24 protein-coding genes are annotated in these 26,831 nt (G+C 33.5%); 19 read left to right on the top strand and 5 right to left on the bottom strand.

Annotation, left to right across the window (positions count from 1 at the left end; genetic code table 11):
• The first annotated feature begins 120 nt into the window (after window positions 1-120).
• The 8 genes from AC6FXG_RS01350 to AC6FXG_RS01385 all read left to right on the top strand — a co-directional run bounded on the left by AC6FXG_RS01350 (window position 121) and on the right by AC6FXG_RS01385 (window position 6,330).
• Window positions 121-1,077 (top strand): RnfABCDGE type electron transport complex subunit D, encoded by a 957-nt coding sequence (locus AC6FXG_RS01350; protein WP_500571504.1) that lies wholly within the window; start codon window positions 121-123, stop codon window positions 1,075-1,077.
• The gene (locus AC6FXG_RS01355; RefSeq protein WP_075573707.1) at window positions 1,074-1,652 is read left to right on the top strand and encodes an RnfABCDGE type electron transport complex subunit G; all 579 of its coding nucleotides are present in this window, start codon (window positions 1,074-1,076) and stop codon (window positions 1,650-1,652) included. The genes AC6FXG_RS01350 and AC6FXG_RS01355 overlap by 4 nt, the downstream gene beginning before the upstream one ends.
• Window positions 1,642-2,256, top strand: coding sequence for an electron transport complex subunit RsxE (gene rsxE / locus AC6FXG_RS01360; RefSeq protein ID WP_075573706.1), 615 nt, complete (start codon window positions 1,642-1,644; stop codon window positions 2,254-2,256). The genes AC6FXG_RS01355 and rsxE overlap by 11 nt, the downstream gene beginning before the upstream one ends.
• Window positions 2,256-2,828, top strand: a complete 573-nt coding sequence (rsxA, locus tag AC6FXG_RS01365) for an electron transport complex subunit RsxA (protein ID WP_075573705.1) — start codon at window positions 2,256-2,258, stop codon at window positions 2,826-2,828. The genes rsxE and rsxA overlap by 1 nt, the downstream gene beginning before the upstream one ends.
• Before the next feature lie 6 nt (window positions 2,829-2,834).
• A complete protein-coding gene (gene rnfB, locus AC6FXG_RS01370; RefSeq protein ID WP_075573704.1) occupies window positions 2,835-3,734 on the top strand; it encodes an RnfABCDGE type electron transport complex subunit B in 900 nt (299 codons plus the stop codon).
• Between the two features lie 116 nt (window positions 3,735-3,850).
• Window positions 3,851-4,273 (top strand): flavodoxin, encoded by a 423-nt coding sequence (locus tag AC6FXG_RS01375; protein WP_075573703.1) that lies wholly within the window; start codon window positions 3,851-3,853, stop codon window positions 4,271-4,273.
• A gap of 144 nt (window positions 4,274-4,417) precedes the next feature.
• Entirely contained in the window at window positions 4,418-5,920 is a 1,503-nt protein-coding gene (locus tag AC6FXG_RS01380; RefSeq protein WP_500571260.1) for a Y-family DNA polymerase, read from the top strand.
• A complete protein-coding gene (locus tag AC6FXG_RS01385) occupies window positions 5,917-6,330 on the top strand; it encodes a YolD-like family protein (protein WP_075573701.1) in 414 nt (137 codons plus the stop codon). The genes AC6FXG_RS01380 and AC6FXG_RS01385 overlap by 4 nt, the downstream gene beginning before the upstream one ends.
• 131 nt (window positions 6,331-6,461) lie before the next feature.
• Here AC6FXG_RS01385 and AC6FXG_RS01390 read toward each other — a convergent pair whose 3' ends face one another.
• From AC6FXG_RS01390 to AC6FXG_RS01400, 3 genes are read right to left on the bottom strand one after another with little or no spacing between them, the layout of a single operon-like run.
• Complete coding sequence (locus AC6FXG_RS01390; RefSeq protein ID WP_500571261.1) at window positions 6,462-7,832, bottom strand: ABC transporter permease; 1,371 nt, start codon at window positions 7,830-7,832, stop codon at window positions 6,462-6,464.
• A complete protein-coding gene (locus AC6FXG_RS01395; protein ID WP_500571262.1) occupies window positions 7,825-10,026 on the bottom strand; it encodes a COG1361 S-layer family protein in 2,202 nt (733 codons plus the stop codon). The genes AC6FXG_RS01390 and AC6FXG_RS01395 overlap by 8 nt, the downstream gene beginning before the upstream one ends.
• Before the next feature lie 10 nt (window positions 10,027-10,036).
• The gene (locus AC6FXG_RS01400; protein WP_500571263.1) at window positions 10,037-10,786 is read right to left on the bottom strand and encodes an ABC transporter ATP-binding protein; all 750 of its coding nucleotides are present in this window, start codon (window positions 10,784-10,786) and stop codon (window positions 10,037-10,039) included.
• 97 nt (window positions 10,787-10,883) lie between these two features.
• On the opposite strand from AC6FXG_RS01400, the gene AC6FXG_RS01405 reads away from it, so the two are divergent.
• Window positions 10,884-12,554, top strand: a complete 1,671-nt coding sequence (locus tag AC6FXG_RS01405; protein ID WP_500571264.1) for an nSTAND3 domain-containing NTPase — start codon at window positions 10,884-10,886, stop codon at window positions 12,552-12,554.
• Between the two features lies 1 nt (window position 12,555).
• On the opposite strand, the gene AC6FXG_RS01410 is transcribed toward AC6FXG_RS01405, so the two are convergent.
• Window positions 12,556-14,367 (bottom strand): ATP-dependent helicase, encoded by a 1,812-nt coding sequence (locus tag AC6FXG_RS01410; RefSeq protein WP_500571265.1) that lies wholly within the window; start codon window positions 14,365-14,367, stop codon window positions 12,556-12,558.
• A 97-nt stretch (window positions 14,368-14,464) separates the two neighbouring features.
• On the opposite strand from AC6FXG_RS01410, the gene AC6FXG_RS01415 reads away from it, so the two are divergent.
• The 6 genes from AC6FXG_RS01415 to glyA all read left to right on the top strand — a co-directional run bounded on the left by AC6FXG_RS01415 (window position 14,465) and on the right by glyA (window position 20,664).
• Entirely contained in the window at window positions 14,465-15,091 is a 627-nt protein-coding gene (locus AC6FXG_RS01415; protein ID WP_500571266.1) for an MBL fold metallo-hydrolase, read from the top strand.
• Complete coding sequence (gene hemZ / locus AC6FXG_RS01420) at window positions 15,088-16,497, top strand: coproporphyrinogen dehydrogenase HemZ (protein WP_500571267.1); 1,410 nt, start codon at window positions 15,088-15,090, stop codon at window positions 16,495-16,497. The genes AC6FXG_RS01415 and hemZ overlap by 4 nt, the downstream gene beginning before the upstream one ends.
• Window positions 16,498-16,506: 9 nt before the next feature.
• A complete protein-coding gene (gene aspS, locus AC6FXG_RS01425; protein ID WP_500571268.1) occupies window positions 16,507-18,282 on the top strand; it encodes an aspartate--tRNA ligase in 1,776 nt (591 codons plus the stop codon).
• Window positions 18,266-18,952, top strand: coding sequence for a tRNA threonylcarbamoyladenosine dehydratase (locus AC6FXG_RS01430; protein ID WP_500571269.1), 687 nt, complete (start codon window positions 18,266-18,268; stop codon window positions 18,950-18,952). The genes aspS and AC6FXG_RS01430 overlap by 17 nt, the downstream gene beginning before the upstream one ends.
• Complete coding sequence (locus AC6FXG_RS01435; protein WP_075573691.1) at window positions 18,943-19,341, top strand: SoxR reducing system RseC family protein; 399 nt, start codon at window positions 18,943-18,945, stop codon at window positions 19,339-19,341. Before AC6FXG_RS01430 ends, AC6FXG_RS01435 begins: the two co-directional genes overlap by 10 nt.
• 90 nt (window positions 19,342-19,431) lie before the next feature.
• On the top strand, window positions 19,432-20,664 hold the full coding sequence (gene glyA, locus AC6FXG_RS01440; RefSeq protein WP_075573690.1) for a serine hydroxymethyltransferase: 1,233 nt from the start codon (window positions 19,432-19,434) through the stop codon (window positions 20,662-20,664).
• Between the two features lie 37 nt (window positions 20,665-20,701).
• Here the strand turns inward: glyA and AC6FXG_RS01445 are convergent, their stop codons facing one another.
• Window positions 20,702-22,426: an Rqc2 family fibronectin-binding protein gene (locus AC6FXG_RS01445; protein WP_500571270.1), complete on the bottom strand. Its 1,725-nt coding sequence runs from the start codon at window positions 22,424-22,426 to the stop codon at window positions 20,702-20,704.
• 139 nt (window positions 22,427-22,565) lie between these two features.
• On the opposite strand from AC6FXG_RS01445, the gene gmk reads away from it, so the two are divergent.
• The 4 genes from gmk to priA are packed head-to-tail and all read left to right on the top strand — an operon-like array spanning window position 22,566 to window position 26,831.
• Complete coding sequence (gene gmk / locus AC6FXG_RS01450; protein ID WP_500571271.1) at window positions 22,566-23,171, top strand: guanylate kinase; 606 nt, start codon at window positions 22,566-22,568, stop codon at window positions 23,169-23,171.
• Window positions 23,172-23,173: 2 nt separating this feature from the next.
• Window positions 23,174-23,368 (top strand): DNA-directed RNA polymerase subunit omega, encoded by a 195-nt coding sequence (gene rpoZ, locus AC6FXG_RS01455; protein WP_075573687.1) that lies wholly within the window; start codon window positions 23,174-23,176, stop codon window positions 23,366-23,368.
• On the top strand, window positions 23,368-24,543 hold the full coding sequence (gene coaBC, locus AC6FXG_RS01460) for a bifunctional phosphopantothenoylcysteine decarboxylase/phosphopantothenate--cysteine ligase CoaBC (protein ID WP_500571272.1): 1,176 nt from the start codon (window positions 23,368-23,370) through the stop codon (window positions 24,541-24,543). The genes rpoZ and coaBC overlap by 1 nt, the downstream gene beginning before the upstream one ends.
• The gene (priA, locus tag AC6FXG_RS01465) at window positions 24,540-26,831 is read left to right on the top strand and encodes a primosomal protein N' (protein ID WP_500571273.1); all 2,292 of its coding nucleotides are present in this window, start codon (window positions 24,540-24,542) and stop codon (window positions 26,829-26,831) included. Before coaBC ends, priA begins: the two co-directional genes overlap by 4 nt.

The following is a 26,831-nucleotide window of genomic DNA, read 5'->3' on the forward strand; positions in this document are numbered from 1 at the left end:
ATGACTGAAAAAGATATTAATAAAGTAAATGTAGAGTCAGCTGCTCCTAAAGAAACTAATGTAGTTAAAAAGGAAGACTCAAATATAAAAGCAGAAATTACAGACGCTGAATTTGAAAAAATGAGTTTGGCTGAACAATTTGAAGCTAAAGATGGCAGTTGGACTGTTGCCTTGGCTCCACATTTGAGAACTACTAGGACAACTAGAAAGATGATGCTAGATGTTATAATTGCATTAACTCCACAACTCTTGTTCTCAGTATATAAATTTGGCCTTCACGCAGCTATGATTATACTTATTTCAGTACTCAGTGCTGTTTGTTTTGAAGCCTTAATTCAAAAAGCATTCCATAAGAAAGTTTTAATCGGTGACTTATCAGCAGTTGTAACAGGTTTATTACTTGCTTTCAACTTACCGGCCAATGTTCCTTATTGGATTCCAATTGTAGGTTCAGCTTTTGCAATTATTATTGCTAAAGAACTCTTTGGAGGAATTGGTTCAAACTTCATGAACCCAGCTTTAGCAGGTCGTGCAGCTTTAATGATGAGCTGGCCAGCAATAATGACCAATTATATTGGACCAGATGGAATTACAGGTGCAACCACACTTCAAATTCTAAAAGCTGGAGAAGGACAATTACCTGCATTAAAAGACGTTATAATTGGAAATATAAGCGGTGTTTTAGGTGAAACAGCAAGTATTTGCATACTGATTGGATTTATTTATTTAGTTATAAGAAAGGTCTTAGACTATAAAATTACTCTTATATATATTGCAACTACTATGTTAGTATTATTTGCAATGGGTATAAGAGGAGAATTTTTACTATACCATCTATTCGGTGGTGGACTATTGCTTGGTGCATGTTTTATGGCTACAGACTTTGTAACAGCGCCTACAACTCCAATTGGAAAAATTATATTTGCAGCGGGCTGCGGTCTATTAACTGCCTTAATTAGATTAAAAGGTGGTATGGCTGAGGGCGTTAGCTATTCTATTTTAATTATGAATACTGCAGTACCTCTAATCGATAGACTTACTGTTCCTAAGGTATTTGGGGAGGTAAAAACGAAATGAAAGAAACATTAAAACTTGGTTTAATACTTCTTGTTTTTGCTTTGGTTGCAGCTGGTGTTCTAGGCTATGTAAATAGTGTAACAGAACCAATTATTGCTGAAAGAGAAGCAAGAGAAGCACAGGAAGCTTATCAAGAATTGATTCCAGAAGCTGATGAATTTGTTGAATTTACTAGCGAAGAATTAAATAAATATAAGGCAATAAACTCAAAGGTTACAAGCATTGTAAAAGCAATTAAAGGCGGCGATGAAATTGGATATCTACTCACAACCAATGGCGGAGGATACGGTGGAGATATAACAGTAATCACTGCTCTTATAGGCGATGAAATTAAAGCTATTAAAATTCTAAAGCACAAGGAAACACCTGAAATTGGAACCAAAGTTGTTGAAAATAAAGATTTCGAAGCTCAATATTCAGGCAAATCCGTTAGAGAGCCAATAGCTGTTAAGAAAGAAAATCCTGGTGCTAGTGAAATTCAAGCAATTTCAGGTTCAACTGTAAGCTCCAGAGGTGTTACAGATGCTGTAAATATAGCTTTAGATATTTATAAGGAGTTGAACAATGGACTATAAAAAAATTATAAAAGATGCATTATTTAATAATAATCCAGTCTTGGTTCAATTGATAGGACTTTGCTCTGTACTAGCTGTTTCAATTAATGTTGAAAATGCTCTTGCAATGACAGCAGCAGTTGTATTTGTTACAACGTTGAGTAACATTTCAATATCATTACTTAGAAATGTTATTCCTGATAAGATCAGAATTCCTATTTACATTGTTGTAATTGCAACATTTGTTACGATTGTAGATATGTTCTTAAACGCTTTTGTTCAAGATGTATATGCTTCCCTAGGATTATTTATTCCACTAATCGTTGTAAACTGTTTGATCCTTGCAAGGGCAGAAAGCTTTGCAAGTAAAAATACTTTACTTCCTTCAATTGTAGATGGATTCTTTAGTGGGCTTGGATATGGTGTGGCTATTATAATATTAGCTGCAATAAGAGAAATCATTGGTTCAGGTAAAATATTTGGATATACAATTTTTGAAGGCTTTAATCCAATGGGATTATTCGTTATGCCAGCTGGTGCTTTCATTATTCTTGGATTAATGATTTTTGCCCTTAATACTATAAGGAATAGAAAAAAGAACACAAGTGATAAGGAGGCTGAATAATGAATATTTTTCAAATAATTATTTCGACTATTTTTGTAAATAACTACGTATTTAGTCAGTTCCTTGGCATATGTCCTTTCCTTGGAGTTTCAGGTAAGGTTGAAACTGCAGGAGGTATGGGCTTGGCTGTAACATTCGTTATGACAATTAGCTCTGCACTTACTTGGGTAATACAAAGATTTATCCTAGATCCATTTGGGCTTGGATACTTACAAACAATTGTATTTATTTTGGTTATTGCCAGCTTAGTACAATTTGTTGAAATGGTAATTAAAAAACTCAGTCCTTCACTATATCAAGCGATGGGCGTTTTCTTACCACTAATTACAACAAACTGCGTCGTACTTGGTGTTGCAATTGTTAATATTCAAAATGAATACAACATTTTCCAAACTATTGCAAGTGCTCTAGGCGCTTCAATTGGATTTGCATTAGCACTATTATTATTAAGTGCTCTCAGAGAAAGACTTGAACTTGCAAATGTACCTGAAGCATTGAAGGGATTTCCAATGGCTCTAATAGCCGCTGGACTAATGAGTATTGCTTTCACAGGTTTTGCAGGTTTAATATAGGAGGTAATGATGTTTACAGAAATTTTAAAAGCAATTGCCGTCCTTGGAATTTTAGGTTTTATTTTTGGCGCACTACTTAGCATCGCTTCAAAAATATTTGCAGTTGAAATGGATCCATTGGTTGGAAATATTTTAGGAGTTCTACCTGGAGCTAACTGCGGTGCATGCGGATTTCCTGGTTGTGAAGGATTGGCAAATGCTATTGCAAACGGTACAGCTCCATCCAATGCATGTACAATTGGCGGACCAAGTGTTGCCGCAAAAGTTGCAGAAGTTCTTGGATCAGAAGCTCTTGATGTTGAAAGACAAGTTGCTGTTGTTAGATGCAATGGAACTTGCAATAACGCTGTTGATAAATATAATTATCACGGTGTTAAGGATTGCAGATATATGGCTCAAATTGGTGGCGGAAATAAGAAATGTTCTTATGGCTGTTTAGGATGCGGAACTTGTAAGGATATTTGCCCATTTGATGCTATAGAAATGGTAGATGGCGTTGCAGTTATTATAAAAGATAAGTGTGTGGCATGTAAGAAATGTATTGAAATTTGCCCTAAACATATTATTGAACTTATGCCTTATAATAAGCATACAGTTGTCAAGTGTGCCTCAAATGATAAGGGTAAAGTTGTTAAAGAAGCATGTAAGGTCGGATGTATTGGATGCACACTATGTGTTAAAAAGTGTCCTAAAGAAGCTATTACATTTGAAAACTCTTTGGCTCATATTGATTATGAAAAATGTGTAAATTGTAAGATTTGCGTTAAAACATGTCCTACAAAAGCTATTCAAGACGATAGACCAGAAAGACCACGCCCAGTGGTTAAACCTGTTGAAGCTAAAGAAGCGGATAGCAATAGCACAGAAGCTAAAGAAAAAGAAGTACAAGTTACAGAAAATAAATAAGATTAACTCGGGAAATATTCCCGAGTTTTTATTTATTTAAAATTTTTGTTTATTTTTGTTAGCGGAGACTAACTTTTTTAATAAAATGTGTTATAATATATTAAGGAGGTGTTCTTATGACAATTAATGTTATTTATTGGTCAGGCACAGGTAATACTGAAGCCATGGCAAAGGCAGTTGTGGAAGGAATTGAATCTGCAGGCAAAGAAGCAAAATTAATTTTTGTTGATGACGCAAAAATTGAAGATGTAACAGGTGCAGAAGCGGTTGCATTTGGTTGTTCAGCAATGGGTGATGAAGAGCTAGAAGAGGATTCTTTCAGACCTTTTATGGATGAAGCTAATAAAGTTATTAGCGGTAAGAAAGTTGCAATTTTTGGTTCATACGAATGGAACGAGGGACAATGGATGGACTATTGGACAGAAGAAATTAATCAAACAGGCTGCAAACTTGTTGTACCAGGATTAATTGCTTATGACTATCCGGATGATGAAGCCCTTGAAAAGTGCAGAGAGCTTGGAAGAGCTTTAGCAAAATAAGCTGAGATTTTTCTCAGCTACATAAATTTTTTTAGCGCTATAAGCGCTTTTTTTATTTTATTTTTTATATTATTTTATAAAAAAGAAGTTAAAAGAGTTGAAACGAAGTTTAAAATCGTATATAATATATGCGGAGGTAGTTTTATGAGCGATAAAAAAACATACATAGCTATTGATCTAAAATCTTTTTACGCATCCTGCGAATGTATTGAAAGGGGATTGGATCCTTTAAAATATAATTTACTTGTTGCTGATAATTCTAGGACTGATAAGACAATATGTCTTGCTGTATCCCCACCTTTAAAATCTTTGGGTGTCCCTGGAAGGCCGCGCTTATTTGAAGCTATCCAGATAATAAGAAATTTAAATATTGATAGGCTAGAAAGATCGGGTCTAAAAGACTTTGAATATATGTCATACAATATTGATGAAATAAATAAATCTCCGAAGGTTGGAGTAGATTATATTGTCGCACCTCCTCATATGGCTAAATATATTGAAATTAGTAAGTCTATATATAAGATATATCTAAATTGGATATCAGCTGAGGACATACATGTATATTCTATTGATGAAGTATTTATCGATGCGACAAATTATTTGAAATTATATGGGATGGATGGGGAAGACTTGGCATCCCATATTGTAAATGATGTTTTAAAAGAAACTGGTATAACGGCAACTGCAGGTGTGGGAACGAATATGTATTTGTGTAAGGTTGCTATGGATATACTTGCAAAGCATACAAAGCCAAATTCTCACGGAGTTAGGGTTAAGGTTTTGGATGTGGATAGTTATAGAAAGTATTTGTGGGATCACAGACCACTAACTGATTTTTGGAGGGTAGGAAGCGGTTATCAAAAGAGACTTGCAAAGTATGGACTTTTTACTATGGGAGATATAGCTGAGTTTTCTATTGATTATGAGGATGTCCTATACAAAGAGTTTGGAATAAATGCTGAGCTTTTAATAGATCACGCTTGGGGCTATGAGCCGTGTACAATTTCTGATGTAAAAAAATACAGACCACAAAACACAAGTAGGAGCAGCGGACAAGTCTTACATGAACCTTATAAGTACGATCAAGCTAAGATTGTTATTGGAGAGATGGCTGATAGTTTAGCACTTGATTTGTATTCAAAAGGTCTAGTCAGCAATCAGATCGATATTACTATTGGCTATGATAGGTCGAGCTTAGAAGACAAAGAAATTAATTATAATGGCGAAATAAAGATGGATCACTATGGAAGAAAAATTCCTAAAAAATCTCATGGTGTAAGAAATTTAAATATGTATACTTCGTCATCTAAAGTTTTTATTGACTCTGCTAAGGAGCTTTTTGATAGAATAGTAAACAAGGAGCTCTATATTAGAAAATTAAATATAGTGGCTAATAATACTTGTTATAAGGATGAACTCGAAAAAACAACTCATGGAAGGCAGATGGATATTTTTAACTTGGAGAATAGGGCAATAGAAGGTAGTACAGTAAATAAATTGAATATTGACAAGGAAGAAAAGATACAAAAAGCTGTTATAGATATTAAAAATAAATACGGAAAGAATTCTATTTTAAAGGGTCTTAATTTTAGAGAGGGAGCTACTGGTATAGAAAGGAATAGGCAGATTGGAGGGCATAAGTCATGAATCTTAAGTATGAGAATATAATTGATATGGATAGGCCTATATCAAAGGCACACATGAAAATGCCTCTTATAAATAGGGCAGCACAATTTGCTCCATTTGCAGCCCTTACTGGTTATGAAGAGGCCATAGCTGAGACAGCAAGATATACTAATAGAAAAATAGATTTAAGTGAAAGTGAGCTGGATAGATTAGACTTTAAGCTTAACGAGTGTTTAAGAAATATAAATACACCAATAAGATTGATTTATTTTGAAGCAGACAAGTTAAAGAAGGGGGGCAAATATTTATCTGCATCTGGAAAAATTAAGAATATTGACGATTATGAGAGAACTATAAGCTTAGATTCTGGGCCTTGTATAAGAATAGACAACATATATGATATTGAATCAAAGACTATGTCAAGTGAATAAAATTAAAGAAACTACCATTGTAATTGGATGAAAATTATAAAGGTAGTTTTTTTATTTGAAAAAAATATTTAAATAAAAAAGTATGGCCTTATTAAAAAAGCCATACTTAAGTCTTAATTAAAATAATTATATTATTGGGTTCTAATTGCTTCAAGTGGAGAAAGGCGAGTAGCTTTGGTAGCTGGATAGAATCCACTAACTAGTCCAATGACAGATGAAAAAGCAAGTGCAGCAAGGACCAGCCAGAGGGGAATGATAGAAATTTTGTTTGCTTCTCCAGGCATTCCGCCCATCATGTCACCCATCATACCCATACCAGAACCATCTGAAGGCTTAGAAGCGTAGCTGTTAATAATAGCGCTTATTATATAGCTAAAACCAATGCCAACTCCACCACCGAAAAGACCGATAAGGGCAGCTTCTGTTAGGAATATTTTTTTAATATCTTGAACACTAGCGCCAATAACTTTCATTATTCCAATTTCTTTTATACGCTCATAGATACTCATAACCATAGTATTGGCAATACCAATTGCTGCAACCAATAAACTTACAGCTCCAATGCCACCAAGGATTTTTTGTTGGTTTTCTACTGATTTTATCATAGGTTCTACATATTTCATTTTGCTTTGAGCGTTAAAATTTAATTTCTCCAAAGAGTCATTAACATCTTTTACGTTTTTAATATCATCAACTTTAACTAGAATTTGTGAATACTTGCTGGCAGATGATCCTCTGCTAAAACTATAGCCACCTTCAGCCTTGTTTTGGTCTTTCATCCTTTTGGCTTCACGATTAATCTTTTCTGCAAACTCCATGTTAATGAAGATATTGTACCCGTATTCGAAGTCTTGTTCATCTAGCTCACCTATAGGAATTATTTTAAAGGTCTTTTTAAAAGATGGTCTATCATCTTCGCTAAAATCATAACCAATACCTATTTCAATTTTGTCTTTTTCCAGGTTAACAGGGGATTCATTATTAGAAATGATTCCCCTATTTGTAGATTTTGGGTTATACCAAGACCTCTTAATGCCTCCGCCAAAAACTGCAGCATTGGTATCATTTTCTGTTAATAACTTACCCCATACTGGTTTTATATCGAAATCACCCAGAACATTTGGATCAACTCCAACTATTTCTGCATAAGTCTGATATTTTTTCGAAAAAATTTGTGCATCATCAACTCGAAGCATTGGCATAACAGAAACAACATGTTCTAATTGTTTGATAGTATTTAAAGCCTTATCATTTAGAGGGGCAGGGTCCTTGGCAGCCCCCGTTTCATTATTATAAATAGGATAGGGCATTATGTTGATAACATCCAATGCGCCCATTTCTTCAAGTTGTCTTTGGGTATTTGCTTTCATACCAAGACCAAGGCTAAGCATAACGACAATTGATGCACAGCCAATTGTTACACCTAATATAGTTAAAATAGTTCTGAGCTTTCGTCTCCATAGGTTACGAACACTCATCAAAAGTAAATCGATATTACTCATCTAAGGTCAGCTCCTTATCACGTTTTTTGTGATGGCTCCTCCTGATAATAACTATAACAGCGATTGCAATAGCTGCAAGAATTGTCCAAAAATACCATTTTTTTGCAAGGTTTTTAACTTTACCCATAAAGCCTTCTTCTTCCATGCCTGGCCCCATTCCATTGGGACCCATTCCGTCAGGTCCCATATCGTTAGGGTCAAATTGTGGAGCTTCAGATACTTCGTAGGTTATTTCTTTAACCTCTTCTTGCTTAGTACCTGTTGAGTCCTCATAAGAGAATATTAATTTAACTTTTTTTGTACCTGGCTCGAAAGAGTTGATCTGACAATCATGGCTTTCAGTTGAACCAGAAACAAAGTTACCGATATAGTAAGTTGGGTTTTGTATTTCAACAGATGGATCGTCAGATTCAGCTCTAACCATCATATTGTAAAGAGTAACCTTACCTGTATTATAAAATACAACACTAAGTGGAGCGCCATCGCCTGCATTAAATGATTCTTGAGTTTGGACTTCTCCAATTTCAAGTCTAGATTTTTGAATAACAGGAATACCAATATTTTCTGAAGCCTTATATTCATTATTTTGTGTGTCTTCATATTCGAAATTTGCAGTTACTTGGTATGTTTTTGCCTTAGCATCAGGAACAGTATACATCTTTATTTTCTTCTCAACCATTTGACCAGGTTTAATGCTGTCAATGAAAAATGTGTTTGAAGAATCAACTGGAGTAAAGATATTTGAACCAGCTGTATTTGAATTATCGCTAGTTGTTTCCATGCTTGAAAGGGTAATCTTGATATTTCTTATTTCGTGCTTGGAGTTTGTATTTTGGAAATTTAAAGTCATTTCAAACTCGTTACCAGCTTCAGGTAAACGTGGTTCAAATGAATATTTTTCAATAATTAGTTTAGGTGTGCTAGGTTTTTTATCTTTGCCTTCATCGTCTTTTTGAGGATTAGATACAAATATGCCTGCGACTTGCTCTGTAACTATTGGTTCTTCTTTATTTGTATATGAATCATTGTATTCAACTTTAAAGCTGATAGGGTAGTTTTGGGTTGTACTTGCTGGTGTAGCAAAGTAGGTAAATTCATAATGTTTTGATTCACCAGGATTAATTTTTTCTTCAAAAAATTGTCCTACGGACCTAGAAACTAAACCGCTACCATCAACTGATGATTTAATATAGACTCTTTCTGCAACAGATTGGCCTTTGTTTGTAACATCAAAGGTAATTTTAGCTTGGTTGCCTGGATAAATTGTTTTTGAGGGCACATTTAAATTTTCGATGATAAGAGCAGAAGCTTTATCAGGATTTGAGCCGACTGTCAGAAAGAAGCTTCTTGTGTTTGAAGCTTCACCTTCCTTTGCTGCGTTTGGATAGTTAAGTGTAACTTTGAACTCATAGTTACCTGGCTTAATATTTTTTGCACTTCCAAGTTCAAAGGCAAAAGATTTTTCTTGCCCAGGGTTTAAGGTGTCTATAGTGCGAGCATTAAAATCTCTTAGAAGGGTAAAGCCATCTTGTTGCATACCTTCGAGTTTAACTTCTGCATTATAAACAGGGTATTCAGTATTATTTTTTACATTTACAGTAGCGACTACCATTTGCCCAGGTGAAACATCATGTGGGTTAGGGAAGACTGTTACTTCACTTAAATCTAGCTTAGAAAAAGCAGCTTTACCGTTGCTTTTTACTCTAACAGTTGCGGAAAATTGACCAGCACTTGCTCCATCTACAAAAACATTAACTGTAACTGGGTAGCTACCAGCTCTGGCTGTATCAGGTACTTTTATTCTAAAGGTTAAACCAACTGTATCTTCCTTATAATTAGAGTTTTGAAATCTGTTACGTGGTCCATAGTAGTAATTATTCCTGTATGATCCATATGTGTTTGCAGTCATTTCATCATATGAGTTTTCCAAGTAAATACTTGTTGTATCAGATGAAGTAGCATTACCGCTAACTATAATTGGCTGATCATTTTTGATATCAGTAGTTACAGTTACGAGGGCACTTATAACTCCTGTTTGTCCAGGCTCAACTTCTATATAACTGTCTCCATCAATTCTGGCCTTAGCTGAGAATTGCTGGGGTGGTAGTTCTTCTTTTTCATCACCCTTAGCTACTGTTGTAATTGTACTAAATACTAATAAAATTGATAAAAATAATATAAATTTGTTCTTCATTTTCTTCTCCCTATTTTAAATCTTTTAATTCATCGCCATTTGCATTTAACCCTATATCTGGTATTGGCTCAGGCTTTTGACTAACAATATTTTCAATCTTACCATCTTTAAAATGGACAATTCTATCTGAGTAAATTGAAGTTTCCGGGTCGTGAGTGACAACTATTAATGTGCCACCAGCATCACGAACCATTTTTGTCATTAGCTGAATAACTTCCATACTTGTCTTTGAGTCAAGATTACCAGTCGGCTCATCTGCAAAAATTATTTTTGGTTTATCTACAAAAGCTCTTGCTATACTAACTCTTTGTTGTTGACCGCCGCTCATTTCACTAGGTTTGTGAAAAAGACGTTTACCCAGTCCAACTTTTTTAAGTATATCAATACTCATTTTATCTCTCTTGTGTTTGGGGATTCCTTTGAAAGTTAAGCCAAGTCCGACATTTTCAACCGCATTTAATGTGGGAATTAAATTATATGCTTGGAATACAAAGCCAACATTAAGCTGTCTAAATTTTGTCATATTGGATTCGCTTAAATTTTCCAAATGAATACCGCCTATTATGACTTCACCCTTTGTAGGTTTTTCAAGACCTGCACATAAATTAAGAAGAGTGGACTTGCCGCTCCCAGAAGGACCGACCAAGCAAATACATTCGCTCTTATAAATTTCGAGGTCAACACCTCTAAGAGCATATATTTTTTCTTCACCCATCTTATAAATTTTGTAAAGGTCATTTAATTTTATAAGTGGTTCCATTTTTTCCTCCGTATGTGTATTATAACACTCAAGTAAAGCTTTTACAAGAAAATGTGTATAAAAATCTTGTTTGGGTATGATAAATATAGGAGGAAATATGACTATTAAATTAAGATTACCACATAATAAAAACGTTAATTCGATAGACATTGCAAGAGAAATGTCCATAAAAGATTTAGTTAAAGAAAATAATATAAAAAATGAAAGTGATTTTATTTTTTTGGGAGCTATAGTCGATGGAAGAATTAAAAATTTAAATTACAAGTTACAGGGCGACGAAAATGTTATATTAGTTGATATAGCAAATTCACTTGGAACTAGGGTATACACATCTACATTAATACTTGTATATCATATGGCACAGGTCAAGCTTTTTCCAGAAAGGCAATCTATTATTGACAGCTTCATAGGTTCTTCTATATATGTAGAAGAGGAGTTTGGCATTCCTTTTACACAAAGCGATTTAAAAAAGATAAGAGAAGAAATGCTTAACATAATTAATAGCGATATAGATATAACAGAAGAAATATGGCCAAGAGAAAAAGCGATTAAATATTTCGAAAGCCAAAATAGACTTGATAAGGTTAAGTTAATTGAAACCAACAATTTAAAAGAAGTAAAACTTCATAGGTGCGGAGATTATGTTGATAGATTCGAAGGAATTTTGGCACCATCTACTGGTTATATTAAAGATTTTGAACTGAAATATTATTATCCGGGTATGCTAATTGTATTTCCTGGAAATAGTAATGGCTATGATGCAAGGAATGAGAAAGAACAACCGAGCTTAATTAAAGTTTTTTCGGATGAAACAAAATTTGCTAAAATTTTAGGCGTTAATTATGTAGGTCAAATGAATGAGATGATTGCTTCCGGCAAAGCTAGAGACTTAATTTTAATATCCGAAGCACATATGGATAAAAAATATGACAATACAGTTAGCGAAGTTTTAAAAGATGAAGCTAAGAGGATTGTGTTAATTAGTGGGCCTTCAAGCTCGGGGAAGACAACAACGGCTCAGAAATTAATAGTTTATTTTGCAATGAGAGGAGTAAACACAGTTGAAATTTCGACCGATGATTATTTTGTTGAGAGGTCTTTAACACCTAAAAAAGAAAACGGAGAATACGATTTCGAATCTATAGATGCTGTTGATATCCATAAGTTAAATCAAGACATAATGCAATTAATTGAAGGAAAAGAGATCGACAGGATTTCATTTGACTTTATAGAAGGAAAAACGGAAAAAACTGGAGATAAAATAAAATTAGGGCCACGTGATATTATAATTATAGAAGGTATACATGCCCTCAATCCAATTTTAAGTAGAGAAATCCCAGAGAGAAATAAATTTAAAATTTATCTGTCAGCTCTTACCACTATGAATATTGATGCGCTTAATAGACTATCCACGACGGATGTTAGATTTTTAAGAAGGATGGTAAGGGATGTTCGCACAAGGGGAAGAGATGTTTCTTCAGCCTTATCAGAATGGAAGAATGTTAGAGAAGGCGAGGATATTTATGTATTCCCTTACCAAGAAGATGCTGACATTGTAATTAACACAAGTTTAATTTATGAAATTGCAGCAATTAAAAAGCACGCATTAAGTTTGCTTCAAAGCGTGCCAGAAGATGATAATAACTTTGTAAGGGCCACTAGATTGATAGAAACCCTAAGTTATTTTAATTCAATTGATGATGACGATTTAATTCCAAACACATCAATTCTTAGAGAATTTATTGACGGATCTGTTTTTGATAAATAGTTTATCTTAGGTCCTCAAAAAAACTGGATATTTTTACTTTTTTATTGGCGTCGTTTTTATATGCGTACATGAATAGGTTTTCTTTTGCCCGAGTCATGCCCACATATAAGAGGCGCCTTTCTTCTTCTAAGTCGTTTGTTAATATATTCGACCCTGGTATTTCACTTTCAATAAGGTCAATTATAAAAACATTGTCAAACTCTAGGCCCTTGGACGAATGCATTGTTAAGAGTTCTATATCAGAAGAGTTTTCAATTAAGCAAAGTTTTTTAATTTGTTCAAGTCTTGGTAGAAATTCTTCTATAGTCGTATCTTTTGAAATTGAAATCAGAGTATTATAGACCCTGAGTAAGCTATCTAAACTTCGAGCTTGCTCTCTTTTAGATTGCTTTAAAAAGTTTACATAATCACAATTATTTAAAATTATATCCAGGCCTTTATTTTTAAAGTTTGCAGCCGCCATTCTTAAGTGTAGCTTCAAATCATTCAAGAGTTCTGCTTTATATTCGGGCAGGTTTGGAATTGCAAGTACTTTATCTATGGCGTTTTCTTGAGAATTGTAGCGGGCTTCTTCTATTTCTGCCCTTGATACATATCCTTGAAGTTTATAGTAAATCTTTGAATAAAGATCGAAATCATTTGGGCTTAAGATAAAAGAAATAATTTCACAAACATCCCTATAGACACTAGATTTAAAGAAGTCAATATTGTGGTCTTTTAAGTTAAAAGATAATAGATTTTTATCAAGTGCGTCAATAACGCCTATGCTTGAAAGATTGTTGCGATATATAATAGCTTTTTTACCCTTAGCAGCTTTAATATCTTTGACGACACTCTCGTATTGGTCATGGCGAGTTTTTAAAATATTTACTTTAACCTTAGATTTTTTCCCACGATTTGAAAGCAACTCTTTTTCGTACCTATATTTATTGTTTTTTATTAGGCGGTTAGCCGAATTTACAATTTCATAGTAGGACCTGTAATTTGTTTCTAAATATATTATTTTTGCATTTGCAAATTCGTGTTCAAACCTCATAAGCATATAAGGGCTTGCGCCTCTAAATTTATAGATGCTTTGATCATCATCGGCAACTACAAAAAGATTATTATTTTTGCTTAGCAAGAGTTTTATAATATCCCATTGTATATCAGATGTGTCTTGGGCCTCATCTAGTAAGATATATTTAAATCTACTTTTAAAAGCATTTTTGAATTTCTTATCATTTTCAAATATTTTCCTTGCTTCTAGTAAAAGATCATCAAAATCATAAAGGTAATTATCCCTTAGAACTTTTTCATAATTATCATAAAACTTTTTTAAATTCTTAACACCCAATTCATCTTCAACTTGCAAGGTTATTTCTTTTAGGTTTTTGCACTTGATTGTTGAAATCGCGGATAATATTCTAAGATATGATTCGATGTCGATGTTAGAAAAATATATATCCTTATAAGTGTCGTTTATTGCCTTATATCTAAAGGCCTTGTATCTCTCATCTTCAATCATATTAAAGGGTATGCTTTTAGATTTATTATAAGTGGCAACAATCTCAAAACAAAGAGAATGAATAGTCCTTATATTTTTAAAAGTCGTGTACCTAGAAAATTGCTTCAAGCGTTTACGCATATCATTTGCACTCGCTCTGGAAAAGGTGAGGGCAAGTATTTCTGATGGAGAAACTTTTTCCTCCTCTATGAGTTTAAGTATTCTATTTATTATGATGGTTGTCTTGCCAGCACCAGGAACTGCCAGAACTAGACAAGGACCATTTTTGTGATTGATTGCTTCTAATTGTGATTTTGAAAATTCCATAGCTATATTATAATTGATTCTATTATATAAGTCTAATAATAGAGGTTAATCTTGAAAATTAATAATAAAACCAGTATAATGAAGTGTGGAGGAATATATGGAAGTAATAAGAAAAAATTTAGGTATTTACGGAGCTAACACTTATATTATTTTTGATGAAAATAAAAAGGCAATCGTTATTGATTGTGGTGGTGATAGTGAAGATGTGGTTAAAATTTTAAATGAAAATGATTTAACTTTAGAAGCAATTGTATTAACTCATGGGCACTTTGATCATATAGGTGGGGTTAATAAGCTTAGGGAAGAAACTGGCGCAAAAGTTTATGGAGCTACTGAAGAGAGGGATTTATTTGATGATCCTGACCACAATCTTTCAACGACAACTTTGCTCGGACCTATTACGCTAGAGTGTGATCATTATTTTAAGGATGGAGATGAGCTTGAATTTACTCCAATAACTTTGAAGGCAAAACATTCACCTGGTCACACTGAAGGAAGCTTTGTATTATATGGCAATGGTTATTTATTTACTGGTGATACTTTGTTTAAGATGAGCTGTGGTAGGACAGATTTATATTCTGGCAACCAAAGTAAGATAGAGGATTCATTAAAGTTTATTGCCACAAAATATCCAGATGATACAGTTGTTTGTCCTGGACATGGTCCTCAAAGCGATATCAAATTCGAGAGAGAAAACAATCCATATATTAAAAGTTTACTATGATTGAAATCGTAACAAGTGGATTTGAGCTAAGACCAACTCATTTAAATATGTTACGATCTTCCATAGCTTTTGAAGATATAGATGCATACAAACCTGATACAAAATTGTATTTAGAGCTTGATAATAATCTTGTTACTGGTAAGTGGATCAACGAAGACATATCTAAAGAAATCCAATTGCCAGTAGAAAATTTAGATAGTGAAACTACTATTAAGCTGGCCATATATAAATTGGTAAAATTAATAACAAATGTAGATTTACCTTGGGGAATCTTAACTGGTATAAGGCCAGTTAGATATTTGGAGCAAATAAGAGACCAATATAAGGATGCTGACATAAAAAAACTTTTTATTGATGACCTAATGGTTAAAGAAGATAAATATAATCTTATCGATGATATATTGGAAACTCAAAAGCCAATCTTAAAGCTCAGGGATGATTCTTTTATAGTATACATCCATATACCTTTTTGCCCGACCAGGTGTAAGTACTGTTCGTTTTCGGTTATGAGCATGGAGGGAAGGCTACGCTATAGTCCAAGTGAATATGTAGATTATTTGCTGAAAGAGATTGAAGACTATAATGGATACATGAATCCCAAAAAACCAGTTTCTTTGTATATAGGTGGAGGGACTCCATCCATACTTGGGAAAAAAGATATAGATAGAATTTTTTCAATTGTTAGAGAAAAATTTGGGGATATAAAAGAAATTACTTTTGAAGCAGGTAGACCTGATACGATAAATGAAGATTTACTAAAAGCTTTGAGAGATAATAATGTAAACAGAATCAGTGTTAATCCACAAACTCTGAAGCAAGAGACTTTAGATAAAATTGGAAGAAAGCATAAGGTTGAAGATTTTTATTCATCATTTAAAATATGCAAAAATTATGGTTTTAATATCAATACAGATATAATAATAGGTCTTGAAAATGAAACTATAAATGATATTAAAGAAACGATAGATAAATTGCTCAATTTGCAGCCAGATGATATTACAATACACAGTCTGGCTTTAAAAAATGGGTCTTACTATATAAACCATGACCAAAAATTTGCAATTAATAATAAAATGGACCAATGTTTTGACTACTCTTATGATAGATTAAGAGAATCAGGATACAAGCCATATTATTTATATAGGCAGAAGCGTCAGGTTGGCAATAATGAAAATATAGGTTTTACTAAAAGCCAAGACCTTAATCTATACAATATTTTAAGCATGGATGATAAGTGCGATGTACTGGCCTTTGGTATGGGTGCAGTTAGCAAGTTTACATCTGATGATGGAATTGTAAAAAGGGTGTTTGGATTTAGGGATATAGATTATTATATAAACCATTACAAGGAGCTCAATAAGTTAAAAGAAGAGGCCCGTAAGATGGTTAATAATATAAAAAATTAGGAGGATATAATGGAAACAATGGGCAACTTGCGCCGCAGTAATTATGCAGGCACATTAAGACAAGAAGACATAGGAAAAGAAGTTGTACTTATGGGGTGGGTTCAACGCTCAAGAAATTTAGGTAAACTAATTTTCACAGATGTGCGTGATATCTCAGGTATATCACAAGTAGTTTTTAATGATACAGACCAAGAACTCTTCCAAAAAGCGGGGGAATTAAAAAGCGAATATGTAGTAGCTATTAGAGGCGAAGTTCGTGAAAGATCTTCAAAAAATCCTGATATGCCAACAGGAGATATAGAAGTTGACGCTAAAGAATTAAGGATTTTAGACAGGGCCAACACTCCCCCAATTTATATTAAAGATGATGATAATGTCTCAGAAGAGATGAGATTAAAATATAAATATTTGGATTTGAGAAAACCACGCCTACAAAAGATATTGAAAGTTAGATCAAAGATGTGCAATATCATCCGCAACTTTTATAATGACCATGGCTTTAATGAAATTGAAACTCCAATCTTAGGCAAGAGCACACCAGAAGGTGCAAGAGACTATCTTGTTCCAAGTCGTATTCACTCAGGTGAATTTTACGCTCTGCCACAAAGTCCACAAATTTATAAGCAGCTGCTCATGGTTGCAGGTATGGATAAGTATTATCAAATAGCAAAGTGCTTTAGAGACGAAGACTTGCGTGCTAATAGGCAACCTGAGTTTACTCAAGTTGACGTTGAAATGAGCTTTGTGGATATGGATGATGTTATGGATGTCCATGAAGAATTATTCCAGAAACTCTTTAAAGAAATTATAAATTACGATCTTGAACTTCCATTACAAAGGATGAAATATTCAGAAGCTATGGAAAGATTCGGAGTAGACAAACCTGATCTTCGTTTTGATATGGAACTAAAGAATGTAAATGAAGTGTTTGCTAAGAGTGAATTTCAAATTTTCCAATCTACAATTTCATCTGGAAATGTTATAAGGGCAATTAACGTTCCAAAGGGTGACGAACTTATCAGCAAAAAGAAATTTAAGAAGTTAGAAGAGTTCGTTAAAGACTTTGGAGCAAAGGGCCTAATTTACTTTAGATATGACGATGAAAAATCATCTTCAATTGATAAGTTTGTAAATGAAGACGAAAAGAATGCAATATTTGAATTTATGGGCTCTAACAAAGGCGATATGGTTTTATTAGTTGCTGATAAATATGAAGTTACATGTGCTGCCTTAGGAAATCTTAGAAACTTTATTGCCAAAGAAAACGGAATGATTGATAAAGATAAATATTCTATTCTTTGGGTTGTGGACTTCCCGCTTTTAGAGTATGATGAAGAAAGCGATAGATATGTGGCTGTTCACCATCCATTTACATCACCAAAAGATGAGGACATTGATAAGATGTTAACTGATCCTGCAAATTGCTCATCAAAGACCTATGATATTGTTATCAATGGTGAAGAGGCAGGTGGAGGAAGTATCAGAATTCACAACTCAGATGTTCAAGATAAAATGTTTGAAGCAATTGGATTTACAAAAGAAGAAGCTTTAAAGCAATTTGGTTTCTTTATAGAGGCTCTAAGCTATGGTACACCACCTCATGGTGGAATTGCCCTTGGACTTGATAGATGGGTGCAAATATTCACAGACACATCTAACATTAGAGACGTAATTGCCTTTCCAAAGACTCAATCAGCATCTGATTTAATGAGCATGGCTCCATCAGCAATTAGCGATAAACAATTAGAGGAAGTAAGCTTAAAGGTAAATGTCAAAGAGAAATAGTAGAACAGTAAGCCTTGTAGGAGAAGAAAATTTTAATAAACTTGCTAGTGTTAGAATAACTGTTGTTGGCGTTGGCGGAGTGGGCGGAATTGCTTGTGAAATGCTCGCCAGATCAGGGGTTAATAATCTAAAAATAATTGATTTTGACAAGTACGAGGAGAGCAATTTGAATCGCCAGATTGGTTCAAGTTATAGTTCTATTGGAAAGTTAAAAGTAGATGTTTTAAAAGAGAGATTTAAAGATATTAATCCTGATTTAAATCTTATTTGCATGCCCTGTATGCTTGAAGAGAGTAATTATGAGGAGCTTTTAGCAGACAGCGACTATATATTAGACTTATGCGATGATATTAATGCCAAAAAATTAATTGCCGAGTATGCAATTAAAAATAAAATAAAATTTATTTCTGCCATGGGCGCAGGCAATAGGACGGATATATCATCATTAAAATTTTCTACTCTTGATAAAACAACTTATTGTAATCTAGCAAAAAGATTTAGGAAATTTATAGATAAAAGTCTTCATAAAAAAATAAAGTGTCTTTATTATGAAGGTGATACTATAAAAGTTTATGGAGTGGTTGGAACGATTGCTCCATCACCTAACTACATGGGAGTTAGGGCGGCTGCGGAACTTATGAATATGATAATGGAGGAAGAATGCAAGTAATAGGAAAAGTTTTATCAACTAATGGCAATAAAGCTTTTGTATCTCTAGTTCGTACTTCTGCTTGCGGGGGAAATTGTAAAGCCTGTGGAGGCGGATGCGAAACAGTAGATCATAGAATTGAGGTTATTAATTCAATAGATGCAAAGGCAGGAGAGATGGTTGAGGTTGTTATGGATGATTCTTTGGGCCTAAAGGCAAGTGCTATTCTATACGCAATACCATTTTTAGGTTTTATAATCGGCATACTCTTAGGCTATGTACTAAAATTAAGTGAACTAAAATCATTTTTTTTAGGAGTCTTAGGAATAGCTCTTTCGTATCTATGTATATATTTTATAGATGCTAAAAATAAGCATACTAATAAAATTTCTATAATTAAATTAAAATAGAGTAACAATTAAGTTGAAATACAAATTTCAATATGTTACAATTAGAGTGTAGGCAGTAAGATTTAACTGTCATCTACAAAGGAGGTTTAAATGGATTTTTCACACTTAAAACAAACTGACGCTGAGATTTATGGCGTTGTAATGGACGAAAAGGTTCGTCAGCAATCACACATCGAATTAATTGCTAGCGAAAACTTTGTATCAGAAGCAGTTATGGAAGCCATGGGAAGCTACCTAACAAATAAATATGCAGAAGGATACCCAAGAAAAAGATATTACGGTGGCTGCGAAGTAGTAGATATTGCAGAAGATTTAGCTAGAGATAGATTATGCAAACTATTTGAAGCTGACCACGCAAACGTTCAACCACACTCAGGTGCAAACGCTAACATGGCTGTTTACTTCTCATGCATCGAACCTGGTGACAAGGTTATGGGTATGAATCTTTCCGAAGGTGGACACTTAACACACGGTTCACCAGTTAATATCAGCGGAAAATACTTTGATTTTGCAGCTTACGGTGTAGATAGCAAGACAGAACAAATTAACTATGACCAAGTTGCTGACATTGCTTCAAAAGAAAAACCAAAGCTAATCGTTGCAGGTGCAAGTGCTTATCCAAGAATTATTGACTTTAAAAAGTTTAGAGAAATTGCTGATTCAGTAGGTGCTTTATTCATGGTTGATATGGCTCACATCGCTGGTCTAGTTGCAGCTGGTTTACATCCATCACCAGTACCATATGCTGATTATGTAACAACCACAACACACAAAACACTTCGTGGACCTAGAGGTGGTGCTATCTTAACAAAAGCTGAAAATGCAAAAGCAATTGATAAGGCTGTATTCCCAGGAACACAAGGTGGACCTTTAATGCACGTTATTGCTGCTAAGGCAGTTGCATTTGGTGAAGCATTGAAACCTGAATTTAAAACATATCAAGAACAAGTTCTAAAGAATGCAAAAGCTCTTGCAGAAGCACTCACAGAAAAAGGATTTAGACTTGTTTCAGGTGGTACAGATAACCACTTAATCTTAATCGATGTTAAGGCAAAAGGCTTTACAGGTAAAGAAGCTGAAAAAATGTTAGGTGAAATTGGTATTGCTGCTAACAAGAACACAATTCCAAATGAAACAGAATCACCATTTGTTACAAGTGGTATCAGAATTGGTACACCAGCTATGACAACTCGTGGATTCAATGAAGATGACATGAGAGAAGTTGGATATATTATCGCTGATACACTTGATACAAGCTATGATAGAGAAAAATTAAAGGCAAGAGTAAAAGATCTTTGCCAAGCTCATATTTTATACAAATAAGTATAAAAATAAAAAGTCCCGCGAGGGACTTTTTTTATTACATATTATTTTCGTCTGGATCTATTGTTATTGTCTTATAATTATAATAATTAACTAGGCCAGGATTTTGATTTTTTATTTTTTTTACATTTTTTACTTCTGTATAGTCAATATCACATTTCACAGTTTTACCCGATAAGACGCCAGCGACATTAGCAGCATAGATTATATCATCTTCACTATAGTCTTTGTTATGACATTCTAGAATGACATGAGTGCCAGGTTCATTGCGCAAGTGAAACCAGAGGTTTTCTTTGTGGGAGACTTTAAAAGTTAATTGGTCATTTTGTATATTATTCCTGCCAGCCAAAACTCTAAAACCGCTCGGTGATTTATATTCTCTAAAAGATATTTTTGGATTTCTGATTTTCTTCTTAGATGTACCTTGTTTTAAGAATCCGCTTTGTTTTAACTCTTCTTTTATTTGGTTAATTTCATCCGATGTTTCGGCTTGGTCAAGATTTATAATAGCTGATTTTAAATAATAAATTTCATTCTCAATTTGAGGCATGCGTTTTTTTAGGTTTAGTTCACGATTTTTCATCTTGTTATATCTATTATAAAGCTTATCGACATTTTGCTTAGGCGATAGGGTTTCATCAATAGGAATTTTAATTAGCTCATTATCTTCGCTATAAAAATTATTTACTTCTATAAATTTATCGCCTCTAGAAATTTTATATATATTTGCAGCTAAAAGATCAGCTTTAATTTTTATATCTTCGCGATCTTTAGATTTAAGGTAGTCTTTCTTTTGTATATTTAAGGTTTTTTCCAGGCTACTTATTTTGTGGTTAATTTTTTTCCTTAAATCGTGAGTTCTGGATGATATAATTTTGTAAGTTGATTTTGTTTCGTAAAAATATCTTACTGCATCGTTCATTGTATCGAACTCTTTACCATTTGTAAAAGATGGACTTAAATCAAAGGCTGACAACTTGAAGGGGATATCGTTTTTCTTGTAAACAATAGCCATCAAATTATAGTTTAAGATATCTTGAAAGACATTATAGATTGTAATGATCAAATGCTCTCTCCCGTTTTGATCGAGATTAGCGTAGTTAATATCTTCGTTAATATTTGCTGTGTGAAGTATATAAGTCGATATATCGGGGTTTAAACCTTCAAAGGATTTAAATATGGATGTTTTTAAATTTTGAAGTTTAGATTCTTCGAGCTTGTTTTTTATATCATCTTGACTTGCACTCAGTGGGTACAAGCCATTAGCCTCTGGTAGTTTGTATTCTTCTTTTGGAAGTACAAGCCGTACACTACTCATATCTGGATAAACCCTTATCAGTGAATCGATGATTTCGTTATTGTTGGCATCTACAATAATAAGGTTAGAATATTTCCCCATGCTTTCAAATTGCATTTTAATTTGATCTGTTGAGTATATGTCAGCAGAGGTTGAGAAAGTAATTGATATTATTCTATCCATTCTTACTTGTTCAATTTTTAAAACGCGAGCTCCTACTAGATATTTCCTAAGTAACATACAAAATGATGGGGGCTCTTGTGGATAATCCTGTTTTTTATCAGTCATATATACAGCAGGAGTATCAGAGGAAAAAGAAAAATATAAAATTTTATTTTCTCTACCTGCTCTAAGATGGATTGATACATCTTTGTTTTCCTGATATATTTTATCGACCCTTGCTCCAAGCAAGCTATCGTTTAATTCTTTTGTTAAAAGTCTAATTGCTGGTCCGTTTAATGACATAATTCACCTCAAGGCAATTATATCATAGAATAAAAAGTATATTGTTAAGTTTTCGAAACATTCTATTGTTTTATAAAATTCCTTCTTATATAATAGGCGTATAAAGTTTATTAGTTAAAAAGAAATGGTGGTGAAAATTTTGAGCAAAGGGCTTCTAGTTGTTTTGTCAGGTCCATCTGGTGCTGGCAAGGGAACGGTTTGCAAAGAATTATTAAAAAATAACAAGGAAATAGTTTTATCTATATCAGCAACCACAAGGCAGCCTAGAGAGGGTGAGGTTGATGGAAAAAGTTATTTTTTTATTAGCGAAGATGAATTTAATGAATTAATTGAAAATGATAAGATGCTTGAATACGCTCATGTGCATCAAAATATTTATGGAACGCCAAAGGACTTTGTCTTTGGACAAATAGAAAAGGGTAATACAGTCTTACTCGAGATTGATGTGGCAGGAGCCATGCAAGTAAAAAAAGCATACGATGATGCAGTTTTAATGTTTTTACTTCCACCCAGCATGGAAGAGCTAAAAAAGAGGATTATAGGCAGAGGTTCTGAAACCGAAGAGTCTTTGAGGATTCGTTTTAATAATGCTTATAAGGAAATCGAACAAATAGATAAATATGACTATTTTATTATAAATGAGGAAGTCGAAGAAGCTGCTAAGGACATTGAGGATATTATTAATGCAGAGCTGCACAAGGTAAAAAGATTTAAAAATTTAAAAGAGAAAGTGTTAGGTGAATAATTATGTATAACCCATCAACAGATGTTTTAGGTAAAAATGTTAGCAGGTACACACTAGTATCTGTTGTAGCAAAGAGAGCAAGGCAAATAGTGGACGGATCAATGATTAAGGTTGAAGGCCATGAAGACGAAAATCCAATTACTATTGCACTTGAAGAAGTTAGAGAGGGCAAAATAGAATATAAGGACCATGATTAATGTTTAAAGATAAACGTGTTTTACTTGGTGTTACTGGCGGTGTAGCAGCTTATAAAGCGATTGAAATTGCCAGTAGACTGAAAAAAATGGGCGCCTATGTAGACGTCTGTTTAACTGAAAACGCTCTTCATTTCGTGACTCCACTTGCTTTTTCAAGCATAACTGGCAGAGACGTATATGTAGATGGTTTTGAAATGCAAGATGGGAAAATTCCTCATATATACTTGGGCGAAGCTGATTATATTATCGTAGCTCCAGCTACAAAGAATTTCATTGCCAAATTAAGAGCAGGAATTTGTGATAACCTTCTATTAAATGCTATTTCTGCAAGTGAGGCCAAAACATTTATTGCTCCGGCAATGAATACAAAGATGTATTTGGATAAGACCAATCTTGAAAATATAAAATATTTAAAAGATCTTGATTATTATTTTATAGAGCCAGACACAGGACTACTAGCATGTAATGATGTAGGAATTGGCAAACTACCATCACCAGAAAGCATATTAAATGAAATTATAGCTAACAACAAGCAAGACTCATTATTTGCAAATAAAAAGGTTGTTGTAACAAGCGGATCTACTGTTTCACAACTCGATCCAGTAAGAATATTTACAAATCGCTCAAGCGGAAAAATGGGACTTGCGATTGCCCGTGAACTAAAAAGACGCGGTGCAAATGTGGTTTATATAAGCAGGTTTAAGCCAGAAGATAATTTTTATAAATATACCGACATTAGCACGACTTCAGATATGTTAGAGGCTGTTAAAGACGAGATTAAAGATTCTGTAGCCTTATTTATGGCAGCAGCACCCTTGGATTATGAGTTTGATTCTTATTTAGAAGAAAAAATAAAAAAAGCTGATTCACTAGAATTTAAACTAGTTAGGACAAAAGATATTTTAAAAACTATTGCTCCCATCAAAGGCGATATGAAAGTGATTGGCTTTGCTGCAGAGAGTGAAAACCACATTGAATACGGTAAAGAAAAACTTGTTAAAAAAGATATGGATTTTATCGTAATTAACAATATAAAGGGAGAAAACTCAGCCTTTGGATCTGATAGAAATAGCGGAACTGTTTTATCTAAAGACAATAAAAAATTAGAAATTAAAGATACTGATAAAAATAGCTTTGCAAGGCTGATGATTGATTTTGTAGAGGAGAATTTATGATTGCAAGGGTTTTAATTAATAGAAATATTGATTCATTGAATCGTGAATTTTCATATATAATACCTGAGGGAATGAATGCATTTGTAGGTGCACGTGTTGTCGTACCTTTTGGAAGGGGCAATTCAAAAATAATCGGTATTATCGTTGAAATTTGTGATGAAGATGATAGTGATATAGAATTAAAACCTATCTTAGAAATTTTAGATGAAGAGCCACTTATCACTCAAAAAGATATTGACACGGCATCTTTTATTTCTGAAAAAACATTTTCAAATAAGATTGAAAGTTTAAAGTTATTTCTTCCACCAATGGATTTAAATTCAATACAAAAAGATTTGTATTCGGCTAGGACTTTAGAATTAGTTGATGAGTCAAAGCTTAGCCGTGAGGAGATTAGAGAAAAGCTTGATACTGGAGAGTTTAAATACTCATACTCTTTAAAAAATCAGCCTTCTATGTATACTAAAAAAATCTTGTATGCGAAGAAGGAGGCCGATGATCTTTCTGAGAAGCAGATGGCTGTATATAATATTGTTAAATCAGGTAATTACAGTCGATCCGACATTATGAAAAGACTATCAATTAGCGATAGTCCAATAAAAACATTAATAAAAAATGGCTATATTGGTGAGAGAGTAGTTATACAAAAATTTATAGGCAAAAAAGTTTCTCGATATAAAAAACATCAGTTAAATGAAACACAAAAAAAAGTTGTTGACGGTATATTCAAAGACTATAAATCAGGAAACAATAAGTTTTTAATAAACGGAGTCACTGGATCAGGTAAAACTGAAGTGTATTTACAGATTGTAGAAGAGGTCCTTAAGAATAATAAATCTGCAATTATACTTGTCCCTGAAATTGGTCTTACTCCACAAACAGTAGCTAGATTTAAAGGACGCTTTAATGAAGAAGTTGCCATCATCCACTCCAAATTAACACAAAAAGAAAGATATGATCAGTGGATGAGGATTAAAAATGGTGATATTAGAATAGTTGTTGGAGCTAGGTCTGCAATTTTTTCTCCGGTTCAAAACTTGGGGATAATTATTATAGATGAAGAGCACGATAATTCTTATGTTTCTAGCCATACACCTAAATACAAAACTGTAGATATTGCAGAGTTTATGGCTGACATAAACAAGGCAATGCTAATTTTAGGATCTGCAACTCCTTGCCTTGATTCTTATTACAAGACAAGCAAGGGTATTTATAAGTTGTATGAGATGAAGGAAAGGGCAAATGGAAAGGCTTTACCAAAGATTGAAGTTGCAGATATGGCCCTTGAGCTCAATAATGGAAATACATCTATTTTTTCATTAAAACTTTATGAAGCTATACTCGATAATTTAAAAAATAAAAAACAAACAATGCTTTTTTTAAATCGTAGGGGTTATTCGGGTTTTGTAAGTTGCAGAACATGTGGAGAAGCTATTAAATGTGAAGACTGTGATGTAAGTATGACTTATCATAAAAATATGAATAGGCTTGTGTGCCATTATTGCGGAAAGTCAATAGCCTTACCAGAAAAGTGCCCCAACTGTGGTTCTGATAAAATAAAAGATTTTGGAATTGGGACAGAGCAGGTTGAATATATAACTAAAAAACTCTTTCCTCAAGCTCGAGTTGAGAGGATGGATAGGGATACAATGTCCAGAAAAAATTCTCATTATGATATATATCAGAGAATGAATTCTGGAGACATTGATATATTAATTGGCACACAGATGATAGCTAAGGGATTAGACTTTAAAAATGTTACTTTAGTTGGAATAATTGCCGCTGATATGCTTTTAAAAATTCCTGATTACAGGGCTTGCGAGTGGATGTATTCACTTGTTAGGCAGGTGAGTGGAAGAGCTGGTCGAGGAGAGGATGAAGGACGCGTTATTCTTCAGACTTATCAACCAGAACATTTTGCAATTAAATTAAGCGTAAATGGTGAATATGAAGAATTTTTTAAGACGGAGATGAAGGTAAGAAAAGAGTTTCTATATCCTCCTTTTACCAAAATCATATTGGTGCAAAAAAATTCAACGGATAATATGATTGCTCATAATGATCTGATGGATGTATATCATAAACTCACAAAATTTGTTATTGATAATGATATCACAGCAAAGGTTTTGCATCCGAATCCTTCGCCAATTGCGAAAATAAAAAATGAATATCGCTGGCAATTTATTATTAAGTCGACAGATAAATATGTAAGTAAGATTATAGAATTTTTAAGAAATTTTAATAGTAAAGAAATAAATGTAAGTGTTGACCCAATTAGTATGATGTAG

The organism is Ezakiella massiliensis, assembly GCF_059862345.1.